This is a genomic window from Leucobacter sp. UCD-THU, from assembly GCF_000349545.1.
GTDB classification, from domain to species: Bacteria; Actinomycetota; Actinomycetes; order Actinomycetales; family Microbacteriaceae; genus Leucobacter; species Leucobacter muris.
Genome location: NZ_KB714599.1, coordinates 136,680 through 156,942, shown reverse-complemented (window position 1 = coordinate 156,942; position 20,263 = coordinate 136,680). Strand labels below are relative to the sequence as shown.

At 72.2% G+C, this 20,263-nt stretch carries 19 protein-coding genes and 1 pseudogene; 9 read left to right on the top strand and 11 right to left on the bottom strand.

Going from position 1 to position 20,263, the window contains the following annotated elements:
* From H490_RS32255 to H490_RS18285, 3 genes and pseudogenes are all read left to right on the top strand, one after another.
* Positions 1–190 (top strand): annotated as a pseudogene (locus H490_RS32255) (hypothetical protein); the annotation flags it as partial.
* Positions 191–454: 264 nt separating this feature from the next.
* Entirely contained in the window at positions 455–1,024 is a 570-nt protein-coding gene (locus H490_RS30945; RefSeq protein WP_017882848.1) for a MarR family winged helix-turn-helix transcriptional regulator, read from the top strand.
* 20 nt (positions 1,025–1,044) lie between these two features.
* The gene (locus H490_RS18285; RefSeq protein WP_017882847.1) at positions 1,045–1,884 is read left to right on the top strand and encodes an SDR family oxidoreductase; all 840 of its coding nucleotides are present in this window, start codon (positions 1,045–1,047) and stop codon (positions 1,882–1,884) included.
* Positions 1,885–1,993: 109 nt separating this feature from the next.
* Here H490_RS18285 and H490_RS18280 read toward each other — a convergent pair whose 3' ends face one another.
* From H490_RS18280 to H490_RS18270, 3 genes are all read right to left on the bottom strand, one after another.
* Positions 1,994–2,971: an NYN domain-containing protein gene (locus H490_RS18280; RefSeq protein WP_031289578.1), complete on the bottom strand. Its 978-nt coding sequence runs from the start codon at positions 2,969–2,971 to the stop codon at positions 1,994–1,996.
* A gap of 134 nt (positions 2,972–3,105) precedes the next feature.
* Complete coding sequence (locus tag H490_RS18275) at positions 3,106–3,315, bottom strand: DUF6458 family protein (RefSeq protein WP_041204898.1); 210 nt, start codon at positions 3,313–3,315, stop codon at positions 3,106–3,108.
* A 163-nt stretch (positions 3,316–3,478) separates the two neighbouring features.
* Positions 3,479–4,969, bottom strand: a complete 1,491-nt coding sequence (locus tag H490_RS18270; protein ID WP_017882844.1) for a lipase maturation factor family protein — start codon at positions 4,967–4,969, stop codon at positions 3,479–3,481.
* A 159-nt stretch (positions 4,970–5,128) separates the two neighbouring features.
* Here H490_RS18270 and H490_RS18265 point away from each other — a divergent pair, with 159 nt between their 5' ends.
* From H490_RS18265 to H490_RS18255, 3 genes are read left to right on the top strand one after another with little or no spacing between them, the layout of a single operon-like run.
* Entirely contained in the window at positions 5,129–6,154 is a 1,026-nt protein-coding gene (locus H490_RS18265; protein WP_017882843.1) for an ABC transporter substrate-binding protein, read from the top strand.
* Positions 6,151–7,020, top strand: a complete 870-nt coding sequence (locus tag H490_RS18260) for an ABC transporter ATP-binding protein (RefSeq protein ID WP_017882842.1) — start codon at positions 6,151–6,153, stop codon at positions 7,018–7,020. The genes H490_RS18265 and H490_RS18260 overlap by 4 nt, the downstream gene beginning before the upstream one ends.
* 3 nt (positions 7,021–7,023) lie before the next feature.
* Positions 7,024–8,679, top strand: coding sequence for an ABC transporter permease (locus H490_RS18255; protein WP_017882841.1), 1,656 nt, complete (start codon positions 7,024–7,026; stop codon positions 8,677–8,679).
* Between the two features lie 41 nt (positions 8,680–8,720).
* Here H490_RS18255 and H490_RS18250 read toward each other — a convergent pair whose 3' ends face one another.
* Positions 8,721–9,755, bottom strand: a complete 1,035-nt coding sequence (locus H490_RS18250) for a glycosyltransferase family 4 protein (RefSeq protein ID WP_017882840.1) — start codon at positions 9,753–9,755, stop codon at positions 8,721–8,723.
* A gap of 188 nt (positions 9,756–9,943) precedes the next feature.
* Between H490_RS18250 and H490_RS18245 the strand changes: the two genes are divergently transcribed.
* Complete coding sequence (locus tag H490_RS18245) at positions 9,944–10,411, top strand: SRPBCC family protein (protein ID WP_017882839.1); 468 nt, start codon at positions 9,944–9,946, stop codon at positions 10,409–10,411.
* A gap of 64 nt (positions 10,412–10,475) precedes the next feature.
* Here H490_RS18245 and H490_RS0115420 read toward each other — a convergent pair whose 3' ends face one another.
* Complete coding sequence (locus H490_RS0115420; protein WP_193743370.1) at positions 10,476–11,468, bottom strand: hypothetical protein; 993 nt, start codon at positions 11,466–11,468, stop codon at positions 10,476–10,478.
* A 98-nt stretch (positions 11,469–11,566) separates the two neighbouring features.
* Between H490_RS0115420 and H490_RS18240 the strand changes: the two genes are divergently transcribed.
* Positions 11,567–11,755, top strand: coding sequence for a DUF4177 domain-containing protein (locus H490_RS18240; RefSeq protein ID WP_017882837.1), 189 nt, complete (start codon positions 11,567–11,569; stop codon positions 11,753–11,755).
* Positions 11,752–12,291, top strand: a complete 540-nt coding sequence (locus H490_RS18235) for a DUF2165 family protein (RefSeq protein WP_017882836.1) — start codon at positions 11,752–11,754, stop codon at positions 12,289–12,291. Before H490_RS18240 ends, H490_RS18235 begins: the two co-directional genes overlap by 4 nt.
* 49 nt (positions 12,292–12,340) lie before the next feature.
* Here H490_RS18235 and H490_RS18230 read toward each other — a convergent pair whose 3' ends face one another.
* The 6 genes from H490_RS18230 to H490_RS18210 all read right to left on the bottom strand — a co-directional run bounded on the left by H490_RS18230 (position 12,341) and on the right by H490_RS18210 (position 20,254).
* Positions 12,341–13,078 (bottom strand): lytic transglycosylase domain-containing protein, encoded by a 738-nt coding sequence (locus H490_RS18230; protein WP_238560284.1) that lies wholly within the window; start codon positions 13,076–13,078, stop codon positions 12,341–12,343.
* Positions 13,079–13,169: 91 nt separating this feature from the next.
* Positions 13,170–15,908 carry a choice-of-anchor M domain-containing protein gene (locus H490_RS30940; RefSeq protein ID WP_020381099.1) on the bottom strand — a complete coding sequence of 913 codons (2,739 nt, stop codon included), beginning with the start codon at positions 15,906–15,908 and terminating at the stop codon, positions 13,170–13,172.
* Positions 15,905–16,837, bottom strand: coding sequence for an anchored repeat-type ABC transporter permease subunit (locus H490_RS18225; RefSeq protein ID WP_017882834.1), 933 nt, complete (start codon positions 16,835–16,837; stop codon positions 15,905–15,907). The genes H490_RS30940 and H490_RS18225 overlap by 4 nt, the downstream gene beginning before the upstream one ends.
* A complete protein-coding gene (locus H490_RS32465; protein WP_017882833.1) occupies positions 16,837–17,583 on the bottom strand; it encodes an anchored repeat-type ABC transporter ATP-binding subunit in 747 nt (248 codons plus the stop codon). Before H490_RS32465 ends, H490_RS18225 begins: the two co-directional genes overlap by 1 nt.
* Positions 17,580–18,605: a TIGR03773 family transporter-associated surface protein gene (locus H490_RS32460; RefSeq protein WP_017882832.1), complete on the bottom strand. Its 1,026-nt coding sequence runs from the start codon at positions 18,603–18,605 to the stop codon at positions 17,580–17,582. The genes H490_RS32465 and H490_RS32460 overlap by 4 nt, the downstream gene beginning before the upstream one ends.
* Positions 18,602–20,254, bottom strand: a complete 1,653-nt coding sequence (locus H490_RS18210) for an anchored repeat ABC transporter, substrate-binding protein (protein ID WP_017882831.1) — start codon at positions 20,252–20,254, stop codon at positions 18,602–18,604. Before H490_RS18210 ends, H490_RS32460 begins: the two co-directional genes overlap by 4 nt.
* Positions 20,255–20,263 lie beyond the last annotated feature (9 nt).

Here is a 20,263-nt window from a genome sequence, read left to right as displayed (position 1 = left end):
TTTTCGAATCGATTTTGCCGCGAGCTATTGCCGCATCATGGCGCTCGGAGCGGCCGACCTCGCCGACACGCGCGATGTGCACGATGACGCCCACGCGCAGCAGCTCACCACCCGCGCCCTGCGCTACTCCACGATGGCGCAGGAGCTGCACGCGGGCGCCCGCCGCTGGCGCGACGGCTCCCTCGCCTGACCGGAGGCCCTGCGTTAGACTGGTGCCGCCGGGCCGCAGTAACCCCGGGCTCCAATTTTTGCCGCTTCGAGCGGCCTTCCGCCGAGAGGCGTTCTGCGGTCCGGTTTTTTCGTGCCCTCCCGCGGCGATGGCGGGACGGCAGCTGAGCGAGGTGGATGCACCTGCCGGGTACCGCGGTCCCCCGTCGGCGCCGCTCACCCCGCCGACTCCGGCCTCTCTCAGAAAATAATTGCCCGAGGCAACTATTAGGGCGATAATGGGGGCATGGACGACGGCGACGCGGATCCCCGGGCCCGGTTGCTCACCTCGCTCACGGGGCTCATGTCGCGCTGGTCGTCGCGCGACTTCCAGACCCGCATCTCTGCGGCATGCGGCGTCCCGCTCGACGCGACCGCCGTGCGCGCCGTCTACACCCTCGGGCTGCGCGGCGGGTCCGCGCGCCCCAGCGAGATCGCCGACGAGGTGCACCTCAGCCGTCCCTCCACATCGAAGCTCATCGCGCGGCTGCGCGAGGCCGGGCTCATCGAGCGCGACCGCGACGAATCAGACGGCCGCGCGGGCATCGTCGCACTGACCCCCGCCGGCAGGCAGGCCTTCGACCGGCTGTTCGACGCGGGCGTGCAGATGATCGGGCACGCGATCGCGCGGTGGACGGACGGCGAGACGACGACCTTCGCATCGCTGATCGAGGAGTTCGTCGGCTCGCTCGTCACGGAGCGCACCGTCGCAGACCTCGAGCGGCACTCGGGCGCACCCGAGGCGCATCCGAGCGGCCCCGGCTCCGAGGGCGCCGCTCCGCCCTCCCCCAGCATCCCGCGCTCGCACGCGGGTTGATCCCCACGAAAGGAATCACCATGTCACGCACCTACGTCATCACCGGCGCCGCATCGGGCATCGGCAAGACCACCGCCGAGCTGCTGCGCGCCGACGGCCACACCGTCATCGGCGTCGACCTCGCGGGCGTCGAGGTCGACGGCGACCTCTCGACGAGCGAGGGCCGCCGCGCTGCGGCCGAGGCGGCTACGCAGCTGGCGGGCGGCACCGTCGACGCCGTGATCGCCTGTGCCGGGCTGTCGCTGCCCAAGGCCATCACCGCGGCGGTCAACTACTTCGGCATGACCGAGTTCCTGGAGGCGATGCAGCCGGCACTCGCGAAGTCGGATGCGCCGCGCGCCGCGCTGATCTCGTCGCTCTCGTCGGTGCAGCCGGTCTTCCCGCCGCTCGTCGACGCGTTCCTGAACGACGACGAGCAGGCCGCGCTCGGGATCGCCGAGGAGCTCGCGCAGAACGAGCAGACGGGCGGGCTGATCTATGCGTCGTCGAAGCAGGCGATCTCGCGCTGGGTGCATCGCGAGGCCGTGACCGAGCGGTGGGCGGGCGCGGGGATCCCCCTGAACGCGGTCGGCCCGGGCGTCGTGAAGACCCCGATGACGGCGGATCTGCGCGCGACGCCCGAGGGGTCCGCGCTGATCGACGCCGTCGTGCCGATGCCGCTCGGCTACCATCAGGATCCCGAGAGCATCGCGAAGCTGCTGATCTGGCTCACCTCGGTCGACAACACGCACTGCTGCGGTCAGACGATCTACTGCGACGGCGGCGCCGAGGCCGTGCTGCGCGGCGAAGACGTCTGGTCGTGGAACAACGACGGCATCGCCCAGAAGTTCGCCGAGCTCTACGCGAAGCTCGGCGGCTGAACGACCCCTGTCGCGCCCGACCCTGCCGCCCCTGAGCCTGTCGGAGGGGGGGCGACGGGGTCGGGCGCCCCTCTTCCAGGACGCGGGCACCGAGCCCGTCTCCGGCCCGCTACGGGGTCTGATCGCGCAGGCGTACGAGGCGCTCGTGCCCCGTCTCCTCGAGCTCGGCCACGTCGGAGCGAGACTTCAGGAAGTCGGAGAAGGAGCGGAACCCGAGCGCCTTCTCGTTGAACGACGGGTCCATGCGGCGCATCTGCTGCTTCACGGCCGAGCTGTGCAGCCACCCCGAGTCGTCCTTCTCCTGCCCCAGCCAGAGCGCGCGTATGAGCAGCCCGGTCACGGCGAAATCGGAGTCCTCATCGGTCTCATCGGTCTCGTCGGCGGCGTCGCGATCGTCGTCGGCCCGCGAGGCGGGCGCCGACTGCTCCTCGACGGCCTCGATCGCGGGGCTCTCCTTCGACGCGGCCACGGCTTTGCCGCGCTTCTGCCGCTTGGCCGGCTGCTCCTGTTCGCGCTGGGGCAGTTCGACGCCGGGCAGCGAGTCGTACGACGCGAACTCGTCGCACGCCGCGGTGAGCGCCTTCGCGGTCGAGCCCGCGACGCCGATGCCCACGACGTAGCGGCCGAGCCGCTTGCAGCGCTGCGCGAGCGGCACGTAGTCGGAGTCGCCCGCCACGATCACCACGTGGGTGAGGTCGTCGAGGCGGAACATGTCCTCGACCGCGTCGACGGCGAGCCGGATGTCGGCGCCGTTCTTCGCGTAGGCCGCGGCCGGGAAGAGCTGCACCAGGTCGACCGCGCGTGCGACGAGCTGCGCGCGGTAGTCGGCGTTGATGGGCGACGACCAGTCGGCGTACGCGCGGGTGAGCACGAGCGTGCCGAACGACGAGGCGTAGTCGATCACGGCGCCCACGTCGACCACCGCCGCCCGCAGTCGGGCTGCGATCTCGGCGTCGGAGGGATCCTCGGCGATGCGCTGCCGGTCGCGGGCGTAGGAGTTGCGGCCGTGCACCCGGTCGTACCAGGAGAGCACGATGTTGTCGAAGTCGAGGTAGACCGCCACACGGCCGTTCTGAGTATTCGCCACGGACTCAGTCTGTCAGGGTGCGGCGCTTCGCCGCGCGAGACGCGTCGATCTCACAGGGCATGCGGAGCCGCCGCGCGGAGCGCGCAGCGAGCCGCCGCGCGCCACCGCGCGACGCGCCGAGCGCCGTACCGCGCTCACTCGATGCCGCGGTCGACCGGATCGACCTGGCCCCCGCCCCGTCGCCGGGAGAAGAAGAGGATCAGCGAGATGAAGAACACCACGGCGCCGGCGCCCATCAGCAGATAGCCGACCATGTTGAGGTCGATCCACTCGACCTGCACGTTGAGCGCGAACGCCATGATGGCGCCGATGACGAAGAGCACGATTCCCGAGCCCATACCCATGAGCCTCTCCTTTCACCTGATCCGAAGGGTGCGGCGCGGCGCCCTTCGGGCGCCGTTCCCACCGCGTCTCCGAAGGCGGACGTGCACCCCAGACTCGCCCCGGGCCGCAGGCCTCGACAAGGGGTTGACAAGGCGGGCGTATCGGAAGCGCGCTGGCCCCCGATCACTCCGCCGGCTGCTCGAGCCCGACCGGCTGCACCAGCGGGCGGCGGTGGTCCCGCACCCACACCGCGCCGTCGGCCCGGCGCTCGGCGCGCGACGCGAAGCGGTAGCGGTACGACGTCACCCGCACCCACCGCGGCCGCTCGCCGCGAAAGGGGTCGTCGGCGAGCAGGGCGAGCGTCGGAGCGTCGGCCTCCAGCAGGCGCACGAGCAGCGCCGTGAACCACTCGTCGAGCGAGCGGCCGAGCGGCAGGAACCACATCAGCCAGTCGAGCCTCAGGTGGTAGGGGGCGAACTGCCGCGGCACTCGTCGCACGTCGCCCGGTTTGCCCTTGAATCCGTACTCCAGCCACTCCGCGGCTCCGGGATCCTCGTCGACGGTGCCCTCGATCACGTACTCGACGCGCTCCTTCGTGACCGTGCCGAACGCGCCGTACGCGTTCGCCAGTTGCCACCGGTTGAAACTCGCGTTCATGAGCTGACGGCTCGCGAACAGGTTGCGCAGCGCCGGCCAGCTGAGCGCGACGACGAGCAGGCCCACAGCGGTGGTGATCCCGAACCAGTAGGGCGGCAGGCCTCCGAACCAGGCGAGCGCCCCGGGATCGGTCGCCGCGACGGCGCCGCTTCCGGTCACCGAGATCGCCGAGCACGCGAGCACGACGGTGGCCCAGTTGAGCCAGGCGAAGTTGCCGGTGAGCACGAGCCAGAGCTGGGTCGCGATGATGATCGCGGCGGCCGCGGTGCCGATGATCGCGGGCACCGGGCCCGGGATCCAGAGACCGAGGATCGGCGCGAACAGGAAGAACGGCACCACGAGCTGCGCGAAGTGGCTGCCGAGCGCCTCGGCCCGGTGGAACCAGCCGGGCAGCAGGTGCGCCTGGCGGCTGAGCGGGCCGGGCATCGGCTGCGTCTGGTGGTGGTACATGAGGGCCGTCAGGTCGCGCCACTCCCGCCCGCCGCGCATCTTGATCATGCCGGCGCCGAACTCCAGCCTGAAGACGAGCCACCAGAACAGCACGATCACCGCGGTCGGCGGCGGTTGATCCGTCGATCCCAGGAACGCGGCGAGGAACCCCGCTTCGAGCAGCAGCATTTCCCAGCCGAATCCGTAGAAGGTCTGGCCGATGCTCGCGATCGACATGTAGCCGAACCACAGCAGCAGGAAGCACAGCATCGGCACCCAGGGCGCCGTGAGCTGGGGCACACCCGCGACGAGCAGCGCCGAGAGGGCGATGCCGATCCAGCACAGCACCGCGAGGCGACGGTCGGTGTAACGGATGCGCCGGAACAGCGTCGGTCGCAGCAGCCTCGCCCGCGACGGCGAAGACTCGGCCCACGCGAGCAGTCGGGTGACGGGCAGCAGGCCGCGCTCGCCGAGCAGCGGTCGGAACTGGTTCAGCGTCGAGATGAAGGCGACGAGGTACAGCGCTGCGACGCCCCTCTGCAGAACCTCTCGCGCGAACCCGAAATCGACAGCCGCGAACCCGTCCATGCCGAAGAGGCTACGCTCTCGTCTCCCGCCCGAACAGGGGTTGCCACAGCGCGTGAGAGCGCCGCAACCCCCTGAGGGGTGCGGGATCGCCCCACTAAACTGTGGGCACGCGCCGGGCGAGGGGCCCGGCTGGCGCATGAGTCGATCTTCGGAGGTCACATGTCCGCACCAGCTCTCACCCGCCGCGCGCTGCTCGGAAGCGCCGGCGCCCTCGCCCTCGGGGGCCTCGTGGGCTGCGCGCGCGGCTCGGTTCCGGCCGGCGGGGCCGCGGAGGTCACCTACCAGCTGTCGTGGACGCACTCGGTGCAGTTCGGCGGCACCTATCTGGCGCAGGATCGCGGCCTGTTCGAAGAGCTCGACCTGACCGTCAGGCTGGCGGCCGGGGGGCCGAACGTGGCGGGCGACACGAGCACGGTGAGCGGTGCCTCACTCATGAACATCTCGGCCGCCGACGGGGTCGCGCGATCCAATGCGGAGGGCGCCGACCTCGTGATCATCGGGGCCCAGTATCAGAAGAGCCCGGGCACGATCCTGTCGCTCGCCGACGCCCCGCTGCAGCAGCCCGGCGACCTCGACGGCAAGAAGATCGGCGTGGCCGGCACCGACACCCCGGCACTCGAGGCGTTCCTTGCGCTGAACGGGCTCGAACAGGATCAGGTGGAGTTCGTGCCCAGCCAGTACGACCCGGCCGTGCTCACGGCGGGTCAGGTTGACGGCCTGTACTGCTTCTACAACGATCTGCCGGTCGCCCTGGCGGTACAGGGTGTCGAGGCGCACTCGATGCTGCTCGCCGATTTCGAGTACAACCCGATGAGCCAGACGTACACGGTGCTGCGGTCGAGCCTCGAAGACGAGCAGCAGCGCGACCGGATCGTGCGACTCATGCGGGGCGACGCGCAGGGCTGGCAGCTGTACCAGCAGGACCCGGGTGCGGCGGCCGAGCTGGTCGTGCAGATGTACCCCGACGCCGGGCTCGATCTCGCCACGCAGCAGAAGCAGGCGGAGGTGCAGCTCGACATCATGTTCTCGGAGGCGACCGACGAGTTCGGCTTCGGCTGGTTCACCGATGAGCAGGTCGAGCAGAATCTGCGGCTGTTCGAGGTGCTGGGCATCGAGGGTGCGAGGGAGGAGTTGTGGGATCACTCGATCCTCGAGGAGATCTACGAGAACGGCCCGACCGCGTGAGCGCGCCCGGGGCCGAGAGCGACGGAGCGGACGGCCCGGCGGGCCGCCCGCTCCCCGCCGATGCCGCGGAAGCGGCCGCCGGTTCCGCCCCCGACGTGGTGTGCGCGTCGGTCTCCAAGACGTTCCCAGCCGGCCGCGACGGGCTGCGCGTGCTCGAGCCCCTCGACCTGACACTCGCGGCGGGCTCGGTCACGGCGCTCGTCGGTCCCTCGGGCTGCGGCAAGTCGACGCTGCTGCGGATCATCGCGGGCCTCGAACAGGCCGACCCCGGCGGATCGGTGCGGATCGGCGGCGACGATCCGACGGAGGTGCGGCGCCGGGGCGAACTCGCGATCGCCTTCCAGGACGCGTCGCTGCTGCCCTGGCGCACGACCGCGGCCAACGTGGCGCTCGCGCAGCGGCTCGCGCGCAGGCCCGTCGACCACGAGCGCGTATCCGAGCTGCTGCGGCTCGTCGGCCTCGAGGGCTTCGAGCGGGCTCGGCCGGCGCAGCTGTCGGGCGGCATGCGGCAGCGCGCTGCGATCGCCCGCTGCCTCATCACCGAGCCTCGGCTGCTGCTGCTCGATGAGCCCTTCGGCGCCGTCGACGAGCTCACCCGCCGGCGGCTCAACATCGAGCTGCCGCCGCTGTGGTCGGGCTCGCAGACCACCACGCTGCTCGTGACCCATTCGATCTCCGAGGCGGTGCTGCTGGCCGACCGGGTGCTGGTCATGTCGCCGCGGCCGGGCGCGGTGATCGCGGACATCCCCGTCGACCTCGAACGGCCGCGCAGCCTCGAGCATTTCCGCAGCCCTGGCTTCGGCGAGCTCGTCGAGCGCATCGGCGCGCTGCTCGGCGTCGACGAGACCGCCGGCAGCCGGAGCTGAGCGATGGTGCTGACGGCGACCCGGGCCGAGCGCCTCGAGGACGGCGCCGCGGGCGGCGAGCTCGCCCCCGGCGCACTCCGCCGGGGGTCGAAGCGGGCCGCGGCGCTGCGGGCCGCGCTCGGCTGGCTCGTGGTGATCGGCCTCTGGGAGCTGCTGGGCCGCACGCTGCTCGCCGGCCGGCATCTCATCGGCACGCCGTCGGGCATCGCCGTCGCACTCGTCGAGAACGCCGAGGTCTACGGCCGAGGGCTGCTGTTCACCATGCGCGAGGCGCTGGCCGGCTACCTGCTCGGCAACCTCGCGGCGGTCGCGCTCGCGCTGCTCGTCGTGCTGCTGCCGGGCCTCGAGCGGATCGTGCTGCGCTTCGCCCTCGTGGTCTACTGCCTGCCCCTCGTGGCGCTGGGCCCGCTGCTGCGGCTCGTCTACGGCTTCGGCGACGGGCCCCAGATCACACTGGCGGCGCTGGCGGTCTACTACCTCACCCTCGTGCCGCTGCTCGTCGGGTTGCGCGCGGTGCCCCGCTCGTGGCTCGACCTCACGGCCTCGTACGGTCGCGGCCGCTGGACCACCCTCGTGACGGTGCGGGCGCGGGCGGCCCTGCCCTACCTGATGGCCGGCCTCCAGGCCTCGGTCCCCGCGGCGTTCCTCGGCGCGCTCGTCGGCGAGTTCACGGGCGCCGAGCGAGGGCTCGGCGTGCTGTCGATCCTCGCCCTGCGCAGCCTCGACACCGACGGGCTGTGGGCGCTCATGGTGCTGAGCGCGGCAGTGTCGCTGCTCGGCTACGGCGTGGTCTCCCTGATCGCGCGGAGGGCGAGCCCGGACCGGCCGACGGTGCTGCTCACGCCGCCCGGCTCGGCGCCGCGCCGATCCGCGCTGGGGCGCTGGGGGCGAGCCGTCGGAGGGGCGCTCGCGACGACCGCGATCGTGCTCGTCGCGTGGGTCGTGCTGTTCGAGGCGCTCGGTCTCAACCCGTACTTCGCGAAGCGCCCGTGGGACGTCTGGGACTGGCTCGTCGCCTCGGCCGACGCCGGCGAGCACCGCGCCGAACTGCTCGAGGCGGTGGCCGAGACCGTGGCCGTGGCGACCCCGGGGTACTTCGCCGGTCTCGCGATGGGGCTGCTGCTCGCGGTCGCGTTCTCGCTGTCGTCGCGGGTGCGCCGCGCGCTCACCCCGGTCGCGGTCGCGCTGCGGTGCGTGCCCATCATCGCGATCGCTCCCCTGCTGGTCGCCGCCCTCGGCCGCGGCCCCTTCGGCACCGCCGTGGTGGTCGCCATCATGACGTTCTTCCCGACCCTCGTCTCGTGCCTCTACGGTCTGCGGCAGCTGCCGGGCCAGGTCTCCGACGTCTTCGCGACCTACGCGACGCCATCGCCGCGCGTGCTGCTGCTCGGACGGCTGCCCGCGATGGCCCCCGCGTTCTTCTCGGCCGCCCGCATCGCCGCGCCCACCGCGCTGCTGGCCGCCACGGTGGCGGAGTGGCTCGCCACCGGCACCGGTCTCGGCAACATGATGGCGGTCGACGCGGCGACGAGCCGCTACACGTCGCTCTGGGCGACCGTGGTGGTGGTCACCCTCGTCTCGCTCGTCGCGTACGCGCTCGTGGAGTTCGTCGAGGCGCGCGTACTGGCCCGGGTGGCGCCCGAGCAGACGCGCTGGTGAGGCTCGGTCGCACTGCCGGGCGTCCCCGGCGCGACCGAGCGCTACGGAGGGAACGCCCCGGCGATGACCCGGGCCGCCGCCGTCCAGGTGGGCAGGCGCGGGCGCAGCTCGGCGGTGAGGTCCCGCCACCGTCGGCGCAGCTCGGGATCGGCGAGCCACCCCCGCAGCTCCTGCGACAGCCGCTCGGCATCACCCGGCGGGAACGCGGAGCCCGCGCCCTGCTGCGCCTCGATCGCGCCGGTGCCGAGCGGCACGATCGATGGGATGCCGCGGGCCAGCGCCTCGCTCACGACCATGCCGTAGGCCTCGGAGCGCGCGGTGTGCACCAGCAGGTCGGTGCGCTGCCAGATCTGCTCGAGGTGCGCACCGGTGCGCGGGCCCGTGATCTCGAGGCGATCCGCGAGACCCGCCGCCGCGATGCGGCGCCGCAGCTCGCGGCTGAGATCCGAGTGCGCCGTGTGCGGCCCCACCAGTCGAGCCGTCCACGGCAGTTCGCGCAGCTGGGCGAGCGCGTCGACAAGGGCGAGCGGATCCTTCGTCTCGGTGACCCGCGCCAACCAGAGCAGCGCCGGAGCCCGGCCGTCGCGCTCGGAACCGGCAGCCGGGTCGGCCGCATCGACCCCCGGGACTGCGACGAGCGCGTCGTGCCGCCCGTACCGCCGCGCCACCTCGCGGGCCGTCCAGGCGCTCGTCGCGACGACGGCGCTCGCCGCCCTGACGGCCCGCTCCTCGGATGCGGCGAGCGCGGCGCGATCCCGCGACGGCAGGGAGAGGTCGTCGGAGGGGAAGTAGTGCATCAGCACGACGACCGCGCGGCCCGCCCCCGTCGCGGCAGCGATCGCCTCGGGCGCCGCCGCGGCCACGATGTTGTCGACCAGCCAGCGCTGCTCAGCCTCGAGAAGCGTCGCGAACCGCTCGCGGTCGCCGGGGCCAGCCACGGGCCAGGCCCCGGTGACGGGGTGCTCGCGCAGTTCGATCCCGAGCCCGCGCAGCTCGCCCGAGATCTCGTCGTCGTAGCGGTTGCCGCCGCTCGCGACGTCGCTGCGCCAGCGCGCGAAGCCGATCCGTCGCCCCATGCCGCCTCACCCCCGTCCGCCCGGCACGGCCGCCGCCCGGGAGCGACCGCCGCCCCCGGCACCGTCCCCCGCGCCTCACCGCCGATCTTAGGCTCACCCGTGGAGCAGGGGGAGGGGCTTGTGGCAAGGGGGTTTCGCTGCCATCGAACCCCCGTGACTCCGCCCCGGCGCTGCGGCAGGCTGGGGACATGACTACCACCGAGACCCGCACCGCCGTCACCCGCATCATCGACGCGCCCACGAAGGCCATCTTCAACCTGCTGACGCTGCCCGCCAGGCACCCCGAGTTCGACGGCTCGGGCATGGTGCGCTCCGACGAGAAGTCGCAGCGCATCCAGGGCGTGGGCGACGTCTTCGTCATGAACATGCACCGTGACGCGATGGGCGACTACCAGATGCACAACCACGTCACCGCCTACGACGAGAACAAGATGGTGGGCTGGCAGCCCGCCCAGGCCCGCAACCCCGACGAGCCCGACGGGTGGGAGTGGCTCTACGAGCTCGAGGCGATCGACTCGGGATCCACGCGGGTCACGCTCACCTACGACTGGTCGAGGGTGACCGATCCGCAGCTCGTGCCGATCTTCCCGGCCGTCTCGGAGGAGCAGCTCGAAGAGTCGCTGAACCTGCTCGCCGCCGCCGTCTCCGACGCCTGAGCGGGGCGCGCAGGGTCTGGCCGCGCAGGGCCGCGCGGCAGCTCCCCGCCCGACCGCTGCGCGATCACTCGGGCCGAGCCGGCTGGGCCCCGTCGTCTCCGGCGCCGGAGTGCGGAGCCTCGAGCTCCTCGGGCGCTCCGGCTGCCGTCGCCGCGAATTCGGCCGGCGATCCCGCGTCGGTCGTCTCGGACGCCCGCCGCGAGCCCCGCCTCACCGAGCCCGCCGCGCGCTTCGCCGTGCGCCCCACCGCGCCGGCGCCCGCCGCGATCGAACCGCCCGCGGTGCGCGCGCCTCGCAGGATGCGGCGCTCGAGCCGCTCCGCGCCCTCGCGGGGGGCGAGCTCGGGAGCGAAGCCCGCGGGAGCCGGGCCGAAGGCGCGACGCGAGGCCGCGACGACGCGGCGCCCCAGGATGTGGTTGCCCGCACCGCCCACGGCGGCCCCGATCCCGAACGGCAGCGCCTTGCCCACGAGCGAACCGCCCCCGATCTTCGCGAAGTGGCGCACGAACGAGCGCTGCAGCTTGTCGAGCACCGGCCGCACCGCACCGCGCGGCAGCGACTTCGTCACCATCTCGCCCCAGAACGCGGATCGCCCCACGCCCTTGCCCACGACCTGCTTCGTGAACTGGCCGAGCAACTCGCCCGCCTCCTGCCCCAGCATGAGCGTCATCACGAGCACGCGGGCGCGATCCGGGTTCTCGACGGGGATGCCGTGCACCTCGGCGACCGACTGCGCGAACAGCGCGGTGCTCTCGAGGAACCCCACCGTCTCGACCCCCGAGAGGGCGAGTGTCGCCGGCGTGCTGATCACCGGGATGACCGCGGTCGCCCCCACCGCGGCGCCGCCGCCCGTGATCGCGAGCAGGTAGCGGCGTTCGAGCATGCGGATCACCTGATCCGGCGTCGCCCCGGGATGGCGCAGCCGCACGCTGCGGATGTGCGCGAGCACCACGGGGCGCTGCACCGCGAGCGCTCGGTCGAGCGCCCGGGCGAACGCCGGTCGGTGCTCGAGGTGTTCGGGCGCCGTGATCACGGTGCCGCTCTGCGTTTCGTCCACGCCGCGATTGTACGGAGCCGACATGGAAGCTCGGGGAATCTGTTCGGGGGCGTTGACTCGTTCCCGCCGCGGTGCCATGGTGGAGACGGAGGTGCGCCATGCGCGAGTACTCGTTCGTCAGCATTCCGATCCACCGCCGCCGCGAGGGCGCAGCGCTCGAGATCGACTACCGCGACGTGATCCGCGAGCGGGCCGAGCACGGCTGGGAGTTCATCCAGGCGATCCCCCTCGACACCCACGCCGATCCGCGCCTCGACCTGGTGTTCGCACGGAAGGGGAAGCGATGAAGCACCCGCTGCGCCTGCTGCAGGCGTTCACACTGTTCTCGGCAGGCCTGTTCGCCCTGTTCGTCTTCGCCGGCAATTTCATGGACTACGACTCGAACTACCAGTTCGTGAAGCACGTGCTCTCGATGGACACCACCTTCGAGGGCAACGCGCTCATGTGGCGCGCGATCACGGCGCCCTGGGTGTGGACCGTCGGCTACATCGGCATCATCGTGGCCGAGGGCGTCTTCGCGGTGCTCGCGATCGTGGGCGCGGTGAAGCTGTTCCTGCGGCGCGCGGCCGGGGTCGCCGAGTACGACGCCGCGCGCAAGTGGGGCTACGCGGCCTACGCGCTCGGCTTCGCGATCTGGTTCATCGGCTTCATCGTGATCGGCTCCGAGTGGTTCGCGATGTGGCAGTCGGACACGTGGAACGGCAAGGACACCGCGATGGGCATCGTCACGCTGTGGGCCGGCTTCGCAGTGCTGCTCGCGATGAACGAACCGCGCGAGGTGACGCTGCGGGAGGGCGAGCCGCTCGCACGCGAGAACCGATAGGCGCTGAGGGGCGGGGGGCGCGGTGCGCCCTGTGCCCGGGGAGCCGGCCTCAGCCCGCCGAGGAAGACGCGTAGTGCTCGGCGGCCTCGGCCACTCGGTGGTTGTACTCGATCGTGTCGTTGTAGGCGGCGACCGCGGCGATCCAGCGGTCGGGGTCGGTGAGATCGCCCCCCGCCGCGCAGAGATAGCGTGCCGCCGAGTAGGCCGCGTCGTCGATGTTCTGCGGATCCGCGATGCCGTCGCCGTTGCCGTCGCCGCCCCACTCGGCCCAGGTCGAGGGGATGAACTGCATCGGCCCCACCGCCCGATCCCACACCGGGTCGCGGTCGAGCCGCCCGTCGTCGGTATCGGGCACGGCCTTCGTCGAGACGCCGTCGAGCGGAATGCCGATGATCTGAGGCGACGCCGCCCCGCTGCCCTCCAGTGCGCCCCCGAAGATGGTGCCGTGCTCGGACTCGACGAACCCGATCCCCGCGAGCGTGTTCCAGCCCAGCCCGCACGCGGGCTGCTCGCGCGCGATGCGGTGCGCGGCCGAGGCGTACGCCTCGAGCGCCCGCGGAGCGATGCCGGTGCGGGCGGCCGTCTCGGCGAGCCACCCGGGGTCGAGAGCCGGGCGCCCCGCGGGCTCGGCGGCGGCCGTGCTCGGCCCGGCCTCGGCGGCCACCGGTTCGGCGAGCGCGACGGGCGCGACGGCGGGCGCGACGTCCGCACCGGGGGCCGGGGCGCCGAGCAGCAGCGCCGCCGCCACGCAGCCCGCTCCGACGAGGCCGGCGAGCAGAGAACCCACGATCAAGCGTCTCGGCGGGCCCGCCTCGGGCGCGGCTCGTTTTCGAACGTGTTTTTGGCGCTGCTCNGCCGGCCCTCGCCGCCGGCCGCGCTCACGCCGGTACCGCCGCCGAGGCGGTCGCCGCCGACGCCGAGCCGAGCCGGCGCACGTACCAGACCGTGCCGCCGATGATGCCGCTGAGCATCAGCAGGCCGCCCCCGACCACACCCGCGACGGCCGCCGGGTGCATTCCCGCCCCGAGCAGCGCTCCCGGCCCGCCGCTGCCCGAGCCGTCCGCGCCCGCAGCCGCGGCCGACCTCGACTTGCCGCTCTTCTTCGCCGCGGCATCGGCGTTCTTCGCCTTGGAAGCGGCGACGGCCTTGCTCCCTGCCTGCTTGACCGCGCTGCCGACGGCGAGACCCGCGGCGGCCGCGTTCGGATCGACGGCCACCCCGCAGAACGCATCGCCCAGCTCGACGTCGCCCACCTGGAACATGTAGGTGTGCGTCTCCGTAGTCAGCGTCCGTCCCGTCGCCGGGCTGGTCGCCGTCGCGTTGACCGTCAGCTTGTAATTGCCCTTCGCCGAGAAGACCCAGGCCGCGTGCGTGTGCGCCGGGTGGGGCACACGAATCGTTCCCGGCATGGCGAAGCCGTCCATGATGGGCGACCACGCGCCGAGCGAATCCTGCGTGGCGAGGAAGATCCGCCCCGGGCCGTCGACGCCCACGACGTTGATCGACACGTTCGTGTAGCCGCTCGCCTCGGTGAACCCCAGCGTGTTCCAGCCGGGCCAGATCAGATCGGGGTCCTGGCTCAGCGGCAGCACGTAGCCCTGCGCCGGAGCGCCCGCGATGCCCGGCGGCACGGCGCCGTAAGCCGATTCCTTGACCCGCAGCAGCACGCTCTCCGCCTCGCGGATCACGTTGAGGCCGGTCACGTCCTCCTTGAGCTGCAGCACGGCCTGGCCGTCGGCCGCGGCGACGTTGAAAGCGTCGATGTGGCCGGTCTCGAGCACGACCTCGGGTACGCACTCCTGCGTCGGGGCCGCCGGCACCGGCACGGGCAGACCGCCGCCACCGGGGCTACCGCCGCCCGGAGTGCTGCCGCCGCCGGGACCGCCTCCCCCACCGGGGTTGCCGCCGCCCGGGTCGCCTCCGGGGTCTCCACCGCCCGGTTCCGGGCCCCCTGCCTGCCCGGTCACCCGCACCTCGTCCCAGCCGAGGAAGGCGCCCGCCGCGTCCTTCAGCACCAGCGCGTGCGTTCCGGCGGCGGTGCGGGCCGGAACCTGCTCGGTGAAACCGCCGTCGGTACCCGTGCGCACCCATCCCAGCCAGACGGGATCGGGGGTGTGCAGCCAGACCGAGACCCAGTCGCCGCCCCGCAGCGCTTCCGCCGAGACTGCGCCGGCCACCACCTCGCCGGCCCGCACCGTCTTCTCGGGGTTCCGCACCTGCACGTGCGCGCCGGCCGCAACGGCGCGCACCTCGGCGGCGGGCACCGCGTCGACGTCGTCATGCTCCGGCCTCGGCTGCGCCTCGCCGCTGACGGTGAGCGTCATCTGCTCGGACTCCGAGGCGGTGAAGTCGGTGCTCCAGGTCGGCACGAACTCCGCCACGATGCGGTGCGGGCCCGAAGCCAGGGCGGAGGTGCGGAATGACGCGGTGCCGTCGGCCCCCACCGGGGCGTGGCCCAGCACGGTGCCGCTCTCGTCGTCGCGGAACTGCACGGCTCCCGCCGGGCTGCGCGCCCCGGCGGAGTCGACGGTCGCGGTGAACGTGACCGGCTCGCCGAGCACCGCGTTCCCCTCGGCGTCCTCGCTGTACTCGGCCGAGAACGAGGTGGCCGTCGCGGCCGTGTGATCGTCGAGGTCGCCGACCACGAAGGTGTAGTCGTTCTGCGCCCGCTGCACCGAGCCGCCGATCACGGCCTCCATCTCGAAGGTGAAGGTGTACGTGCCCGTCTCGGTGAACGCCCAGTTCATGTGGGTGTGCTGCGGCACGCCCATGCTCCAGTCGGCCAGTCGCTCGCTCGAGCTGAACACCCGCTTCGGGCCGAAGGTCTCCTGCAGGTACACCTCGGCTTTCCCCGGCCCGTCGACGCCCAGCAGGCGCACCGCGACCGACCCGCCCCTCAGCTGCCCGACCAGCCGCTCGTCCTCGGTGCTGAACCCGGGCCAGATGAGGGCGGCGTTCTGCGTCTGCGGCGCCAACCAGAAGGTGTCGCCCGCCTCGCCGATGAATCCGTACCGACCGCCGCTCGGCACCTGCATCCTGCTGCTCGTCGTGTCGACGAGGTGGAAGACGGTCGCCTGCGGGTCGATCCGGATGGCTTTCTGCCCCGCCGGGCTGTCGTACTTCGCCTCCAGCACGAGGCGTCCGTCGTCGAGGTAACCGGACACGGTGTCGGTGTGCACGTTGCCGATGACCTGCTTGGCCCGGCTCGCGGGTGCGGGCTGATCCGACTGGTCGGCGAACGGCGTCGCTTCGGCGAGCGTCGGGGCCGCAGCCGTGGCAGGCGCGGTGGCGCCGACCGGGGCCCGCACCCCCGGCGCGGCCGGGGGTTCCGCCGTGTCGGCGGCGGCCCCGCCGGAATCGGCCGCCTCGACCTCGGCTCCGGCGCCGGTCTCCCCGTCTCGCTGAGGATCGGCGCGCTCGCCGTCGCCGAGGGGCTGCTCGGCACTCGTCTCCGGGCTCGGATCCGGGCTGGGCCCCTGCGCCGGCTGCGCTTCCGAGCCCCCCGCCGCATCCTGCGCGAAGGCCGGCGCCGATGCGCCGAGCGAGCCCGCCGCGAGCGCCACGACGAGCGCCGCGATCCCGATCCCGCGCACGCCGCCTCTGATCCGCCGGTTCATGACACTCCCTCCAGACGCCGAGCCCGCGGGGGCCGGGGCGCCTCGTCCTCGTCTTCCTCGCCCTCGATCGGCACCGCCCTCCGCAGCCGGCGCATCAGCAGGCCGTGCCTCGGCGCGAAGACCCACGCGAGCAGGAACACGGCGGTCGCCACCAGCACGATCGTGCCGCCCGCGGGCAGGTCGAAGCTCCAGGAGACGTAGAGTCCCACGAGAGCGGAGCCGCCGCCGATCACGGGCGCGAGCAGCATCATCGCGGCCAGTCGGTCCGTGAGCAGCCGGGCCGCGGCGGCGGGGGTGATGAGCAGCGCGAGCACCAGGATGTTGCCGATCGTCTGGATCGAGATGACGATCGCGATCGCCACCATCACGTACAGCCCGAGATCGAGCGCGAAGACCGGCAGGCCCGCCGAGCGGGCCATCTCGCGGTCGAGCGTGACCGCCACGAACTCGCGATGCAGCAGGAACACGACGAGCAGCAGCACCGCCCCCGTGATCGCGACCGTGAGCACGTCCTCATCGGGGATGCCCGTGATCGAGCCGAAGAGGAACTGCTGCAGGGATCCCGAGTAGCCGGGCGACAGCGAGATGATCACGATGCCGAGCGCGAACGCCGCCACGAAGAACACCCCGATCACACTGTCCTCCTTGATGCGGCGGTTCTGGGAGAACACCGCCACGATGATCGCGGTGAGCACCCCTGCGACAGCGCCTCCGAGCACCAGGTTGCCCTGGATCACGAAGGCGACGGCGAGGCCAGGAAACACCGCGTGCGCCACCGCGTCGCCGATGAAGGCCATGCCCCGCAGCACCACGTAGGTGCCGATCACGCCGCAGACGACGCTCGACATCACCGCCACCAGCAGCGCCTTCGGCAGGAACCGCAGGTCGGGATTGAGCAGATCCTGAATGAAATCGACCGGTGAGAGCATCAGGTGGCCACCCCCAGCACCGCCAGGATCGGGTTCGTCGCCTGCACGTCGAACGCGCGCATCCAGATCGCGGGATCGCGCAGCTCCCCCGGCCTGGCATCGGCGATCACCGTGCGATTCACGAGGCAGAGGCGCGAGCACTGGTGCATCGCCCCCGCGAGATCGTGGGTGCTCATCACCACCGCGCGCCCCTCGGCCGCGAGCCCGCGGAAGAGATCGAGCAGCAGCTCCTGTGTGGGCATGTCGAGTCCGGTGAACGGTTCGTCGAGCAGCAGCAACCGGGGCCGCAGCGCCAGCGCCCGCGCGACGAGCACGCGCTGCCGCTGCCCGCCCGAGAGCTCTCCGACCGGTCGACGGGCGAGTGCGCCCATCTCGACGCGCACGATCGCGTCGGCCACGGCGTCGTAGTGCTCTTGCCGGGGGCGCCGAAACCAGCCGACGTCGCGCACGAGGCCCGTCATGACCGTCTCCTCGACGGAGATCGGGAAGTCCCACGCGAACTCGTGGCGCTGCGGCACGTAGCCGATGCCGGCGCGCGCCTGGCGCGGCGGAGCGCCACCCACCCGCACCCGGCCGCTCTCGGGCCGCACGACGCCGAGCACCGAGCGCAGCAGCGTCGTCTTCCCCGCGCCGTTCGGCCCGATCAGACCGACGAACTCGCCGTCCCCGATCGAGAGATCGATGTCCCGCAGCACCCGCCGGCCTCCCAGCCGCACGGAAAGGCCCTGCACCTCGAGCACGCTCACCGGGTTCCCTCCTTCACGTTCGGCTCGGCGCCGCGGCCCTGGGCCCGCTGCCACGCCAGCTCCCGAGCGCGCCTCTTCGCGCCCGACCGGGCGGTCAGCACCACCACGACCGCGACGATCAGCGCCGCGCCCAGCACACCGGCGACGATCCCGATCACGAGCCCCGTCGCGTCGGCCGGGTCGCCCGCCTGATCGGGCCCGGCGCTCGCGGGTTCGCCCGCCCCGTCCGCGCCGCCGGCTCCGCCGGTGTCGTCGGGGAGCGCCGACTCGTCGAACCGGGCCGTGAACGCCTGCGCGGGATCGGTTCCGTCGCCGACCGCGAACCGCAGCGTATCGTGCGCCGATACCGGCTCGCCGTCGATCAGCTCGCCCGAGAACTGCACCTCGACCAGGTACACGCCGGGTTCGTCGAACACCCAGTTCGCGTGCGTGTGGGTGTTCGATTCGATCCAGGTCTGCTGCGGGAACGCCTCGTGCGTCGACCAGAGCGGCTCGGGCTGACCGAAGTTGCCGCTCTGCAGGTAGACCGAGACGTCGCCCGGCCCCTGCACCCCGAGGATGCTGAGCGTGGTGCCCATGCTCAGGGAGTCGAGCACCGTGGGCTCCTGCGTGTTCCAGCCCGTCCAGATGACGCCGGGCTTGCGCACCTGCGGAATCACCCAGGCCTCGGTGCCCGGCTCGAGCCCGAGAAAGGCGTAGTCCTCGCTCTCGGGGATCGTGAGCTTCGCGGCGTCGTTCACGTGGGCGACGACGTCGGACGGCATGCGCCAGTACGATGGGGCGCCCGTGTCGTCGTGGATCTGCACGATCCACTCCCCCGTGTTGAGCGTCGGGCCGAAGTCGATGTGCCCGTCGTCGAGCACCACCTGGCCCGTGCCCTGAGCCTGATTGGGGTCGAGCGTCTGCGTCAGCCCGTTGTCGGGGGCCTCCACTGCGAGCGCCATCGAGGCCGGCAGCAGCGCGAGGGCGGCTGCCACCAGTGCACCGCCGAGCAGCGCTCGGCTCGTACGCGAGCGGGTCATTGATTCTCCTTGTCGTGGGCGTCGGCGCCCGGTGTGTCCTCATGCGTCGCGGTCGCGCCCGCGGCCTTCTCGTCCCCGTGCGGCGCACCGGTCAGGCAGTCCCGCACGGAGTGCGCGTTGAAGCGCATCATCTCGACGTAGCTCGTCACCTCGGCGCTGAAGGCGTCGCCGTAGATGCTGCAGACCTCGATCCCCTGCTCTTTCGCGACTTCGACGAGGGTGGAGGAGCGCGAGGCCAGGTTCGGTTCGAGGAACACGGCCGGCACCCGCAGGTTGCGGATGGTCTCCGTGAGTCTCTTGCGCTCGGAGAGCGAGGGCTCGACCGACGGGTTCGGGGTCACGAATCCGACGATGTCGAGGTCGTAGGCCCGCGCGAGATAGGCGTAGGCGTCGTGGGTGGTGACGAGCGTGCGGGCCTCGCGCGGGATCTCGGCGATCGTGTCGCGCACCTCGGCGTCGAGCTCTTCGAGTTCGCGCAGATAGGCGGTCGCGTTCTCGGTGTACGTCTCGGCGCCCCCCGGATCGACCTCGATGAGCGTGTCGCGGATGATCTCGGTGTACGACATCGCGTTGCGCACGTTCTGCCACAGGTGCGGATCGATCTCGCCGTGCACGTGCTTGCCCAGCACCGCCTGGGCGAGCTGGTAGACCTGGTCGCCCGGCCGGCCGAGGAAGCGATAGGCCGGATCGCCGGGGATCTCGTGCAGGGCCTTGTTGGGCACCTCGACCACGAGGTCGTCGGGGGCGAGCGTCTCCTGATGCACCTCGGAGGTGCCGTGCTCGTGGTCGACGAGCACGCGGAGTTCGTGTTCGTCGAGGTCGAGCACCAGGTCGGAGTGCCCGGAGTTCAGCACGTGCGCGCCGGGGCGGCCCGGGGCGCCGTAGGGGTCGACGCCCACGGCGAAGGTGATCTCGCCCGCCGCGATGTCGATCGGCTGCTGGTCGGGGGTCACCTGCAGGCTTCCCCGCAGGTCGAGCGTGTAGTAGCCGGGTTCGGTGAAGGCCCAGCTGAGGTGGGTGTGGGTGTCGGGCGGGATGGTGACGGAGTCGTTCGCGTACCCCTGAGAGGCGTCGAAGCCGTCGGTCGAGTCGAAGTATCGATCGATGTCGCCGAAGCTGCCGGTGAGGTAGGCGACGAGATCGCCGGGGCCCTGCACACCGGTCGCCGAGAGGATCACCTCTGAGGTGCGATCGGCGCCGTACTGCGCGCCGTTCCCCTGCACGCGCAGGCCGAGCCAGACCGTGTCGAGGGAGACGTCCTCGACGAGCGGGATGATCTCGGCGGCATACTTCACGGCGTCCTCGGCGAGGGCGACGTTCGGCACGCCCTCGGGGAGATTGGTGTCGAGGGCCTTGATGAGACTCTGCTCCTCGAGCATGAGGTAGTTGGAGAACGCCGCGTCGGCGTACACGATGCTGCGCACGTCGCGCAGCGAGGGCTCGTAGCTGTGGGGGTCTCCGCCCTCCGGTACCAGGGAGACGACGTTGGCCCGGTCGCCGGCCACGTTGCCCACGAGGTCGGCGAGGATCCCCGTCGTGGTGACCACCTCGATGCGCCCGTCGTCGGCGGTCGCCGCGGGTGCGGCGCACCCCGCGAGCGCCGCTGCCGCGCCGAGCGCGAGAAGCGATCTGCAGATGCGGTGTCTCACGTCATCCTT

Coding starts and splice junctions, on each gene's coding strand:
- H490_RS30945 (WP_017882848.1), top strand. CDS start 455: ATGGACGACGGCGACGCGGATCCCCGGGCCCGGTTGCTCACCTCGCTC.
- H490_RS18285 (WP_017882847.1), top strand. CDS start 1,045: ATGTCACGCACCTACGTCATCACCGGCGCCGCATCGGGCATCGGCAAG.
- H490_RS18275 (WP_041204898.1), bottom strand. CDS start 3,315: ATGGGTATGGGCTCGGGAATCGTGCTCTTCGTCATCGGCGCCATCATG.
- H490_RS18270 (WP_017882844.1), bottom strand. CDS start 4,969: ATGGACGGGTTCGCGGCTGTCGATTTCGGGTTCGCGCGAGAGGTTCTG.
- H490_RS18265 (WP_017882843.1), top strand. CDS start 5,129: ATGTCCGCACCAGCTCTCACCCGCCGCGCGCTGCTCGGAAGCGCCGGC.
- H490_RS18255 (WP_017882841.1), top strand. CDS start 7,024: ATGGTGCTGACGGCGACCCGGGCCGAGCGCCTCGAGGACGGCGCCGCG.
- H490_RS18250 (WP_017882840.1), bottom strand. CDS start 9,755: ATGGGGCGACGGATCGGCTTCGCGCGCTGGCGCAGCGACGTCGCGAGC.
- H490_RS18245 (WP_017882839.1), top strand. CDS start 9,944: ATGACTACCACCGAGACCCGCACCGCCGTCACCCGCATCATCGACGCG.
- H490_RS18240 (WP_017882837.1), top strand. CDS start 11,567: ATGCGCGAGTACTCGTTCGTCAGCATTCCGATCCACCGCCGCCGCGAG.
- H490_RS18235 (WP_017882836.1), top strand. CDS start 11,752: ATGAAGCACCCGCTGCGCCTGCTGCAGGCGTTCACACTGTTCTCGGCA.
- H490_RS30940 (WP_020381099.1), bottom strand. CDS start 15,908: ATGAACCGGCGGATCAGAGGCGGCGTGCGCGGGATCGGGATCGCGGCG.
- H490_RS18225 (WP_017882834.1), bottom strand. CDS start 16,837: ATGCTCTCACCGGTCGATTTCATTCAGGATCTGCTCAATCCCGACCTG.
- H490_RS32460 (WP_017882832.1), bottom strand. CDS start 18,605: ATGACCCGCTCGCGTACGAGCCGAGCGCTGCTCGGCGGTGCACTGGTG.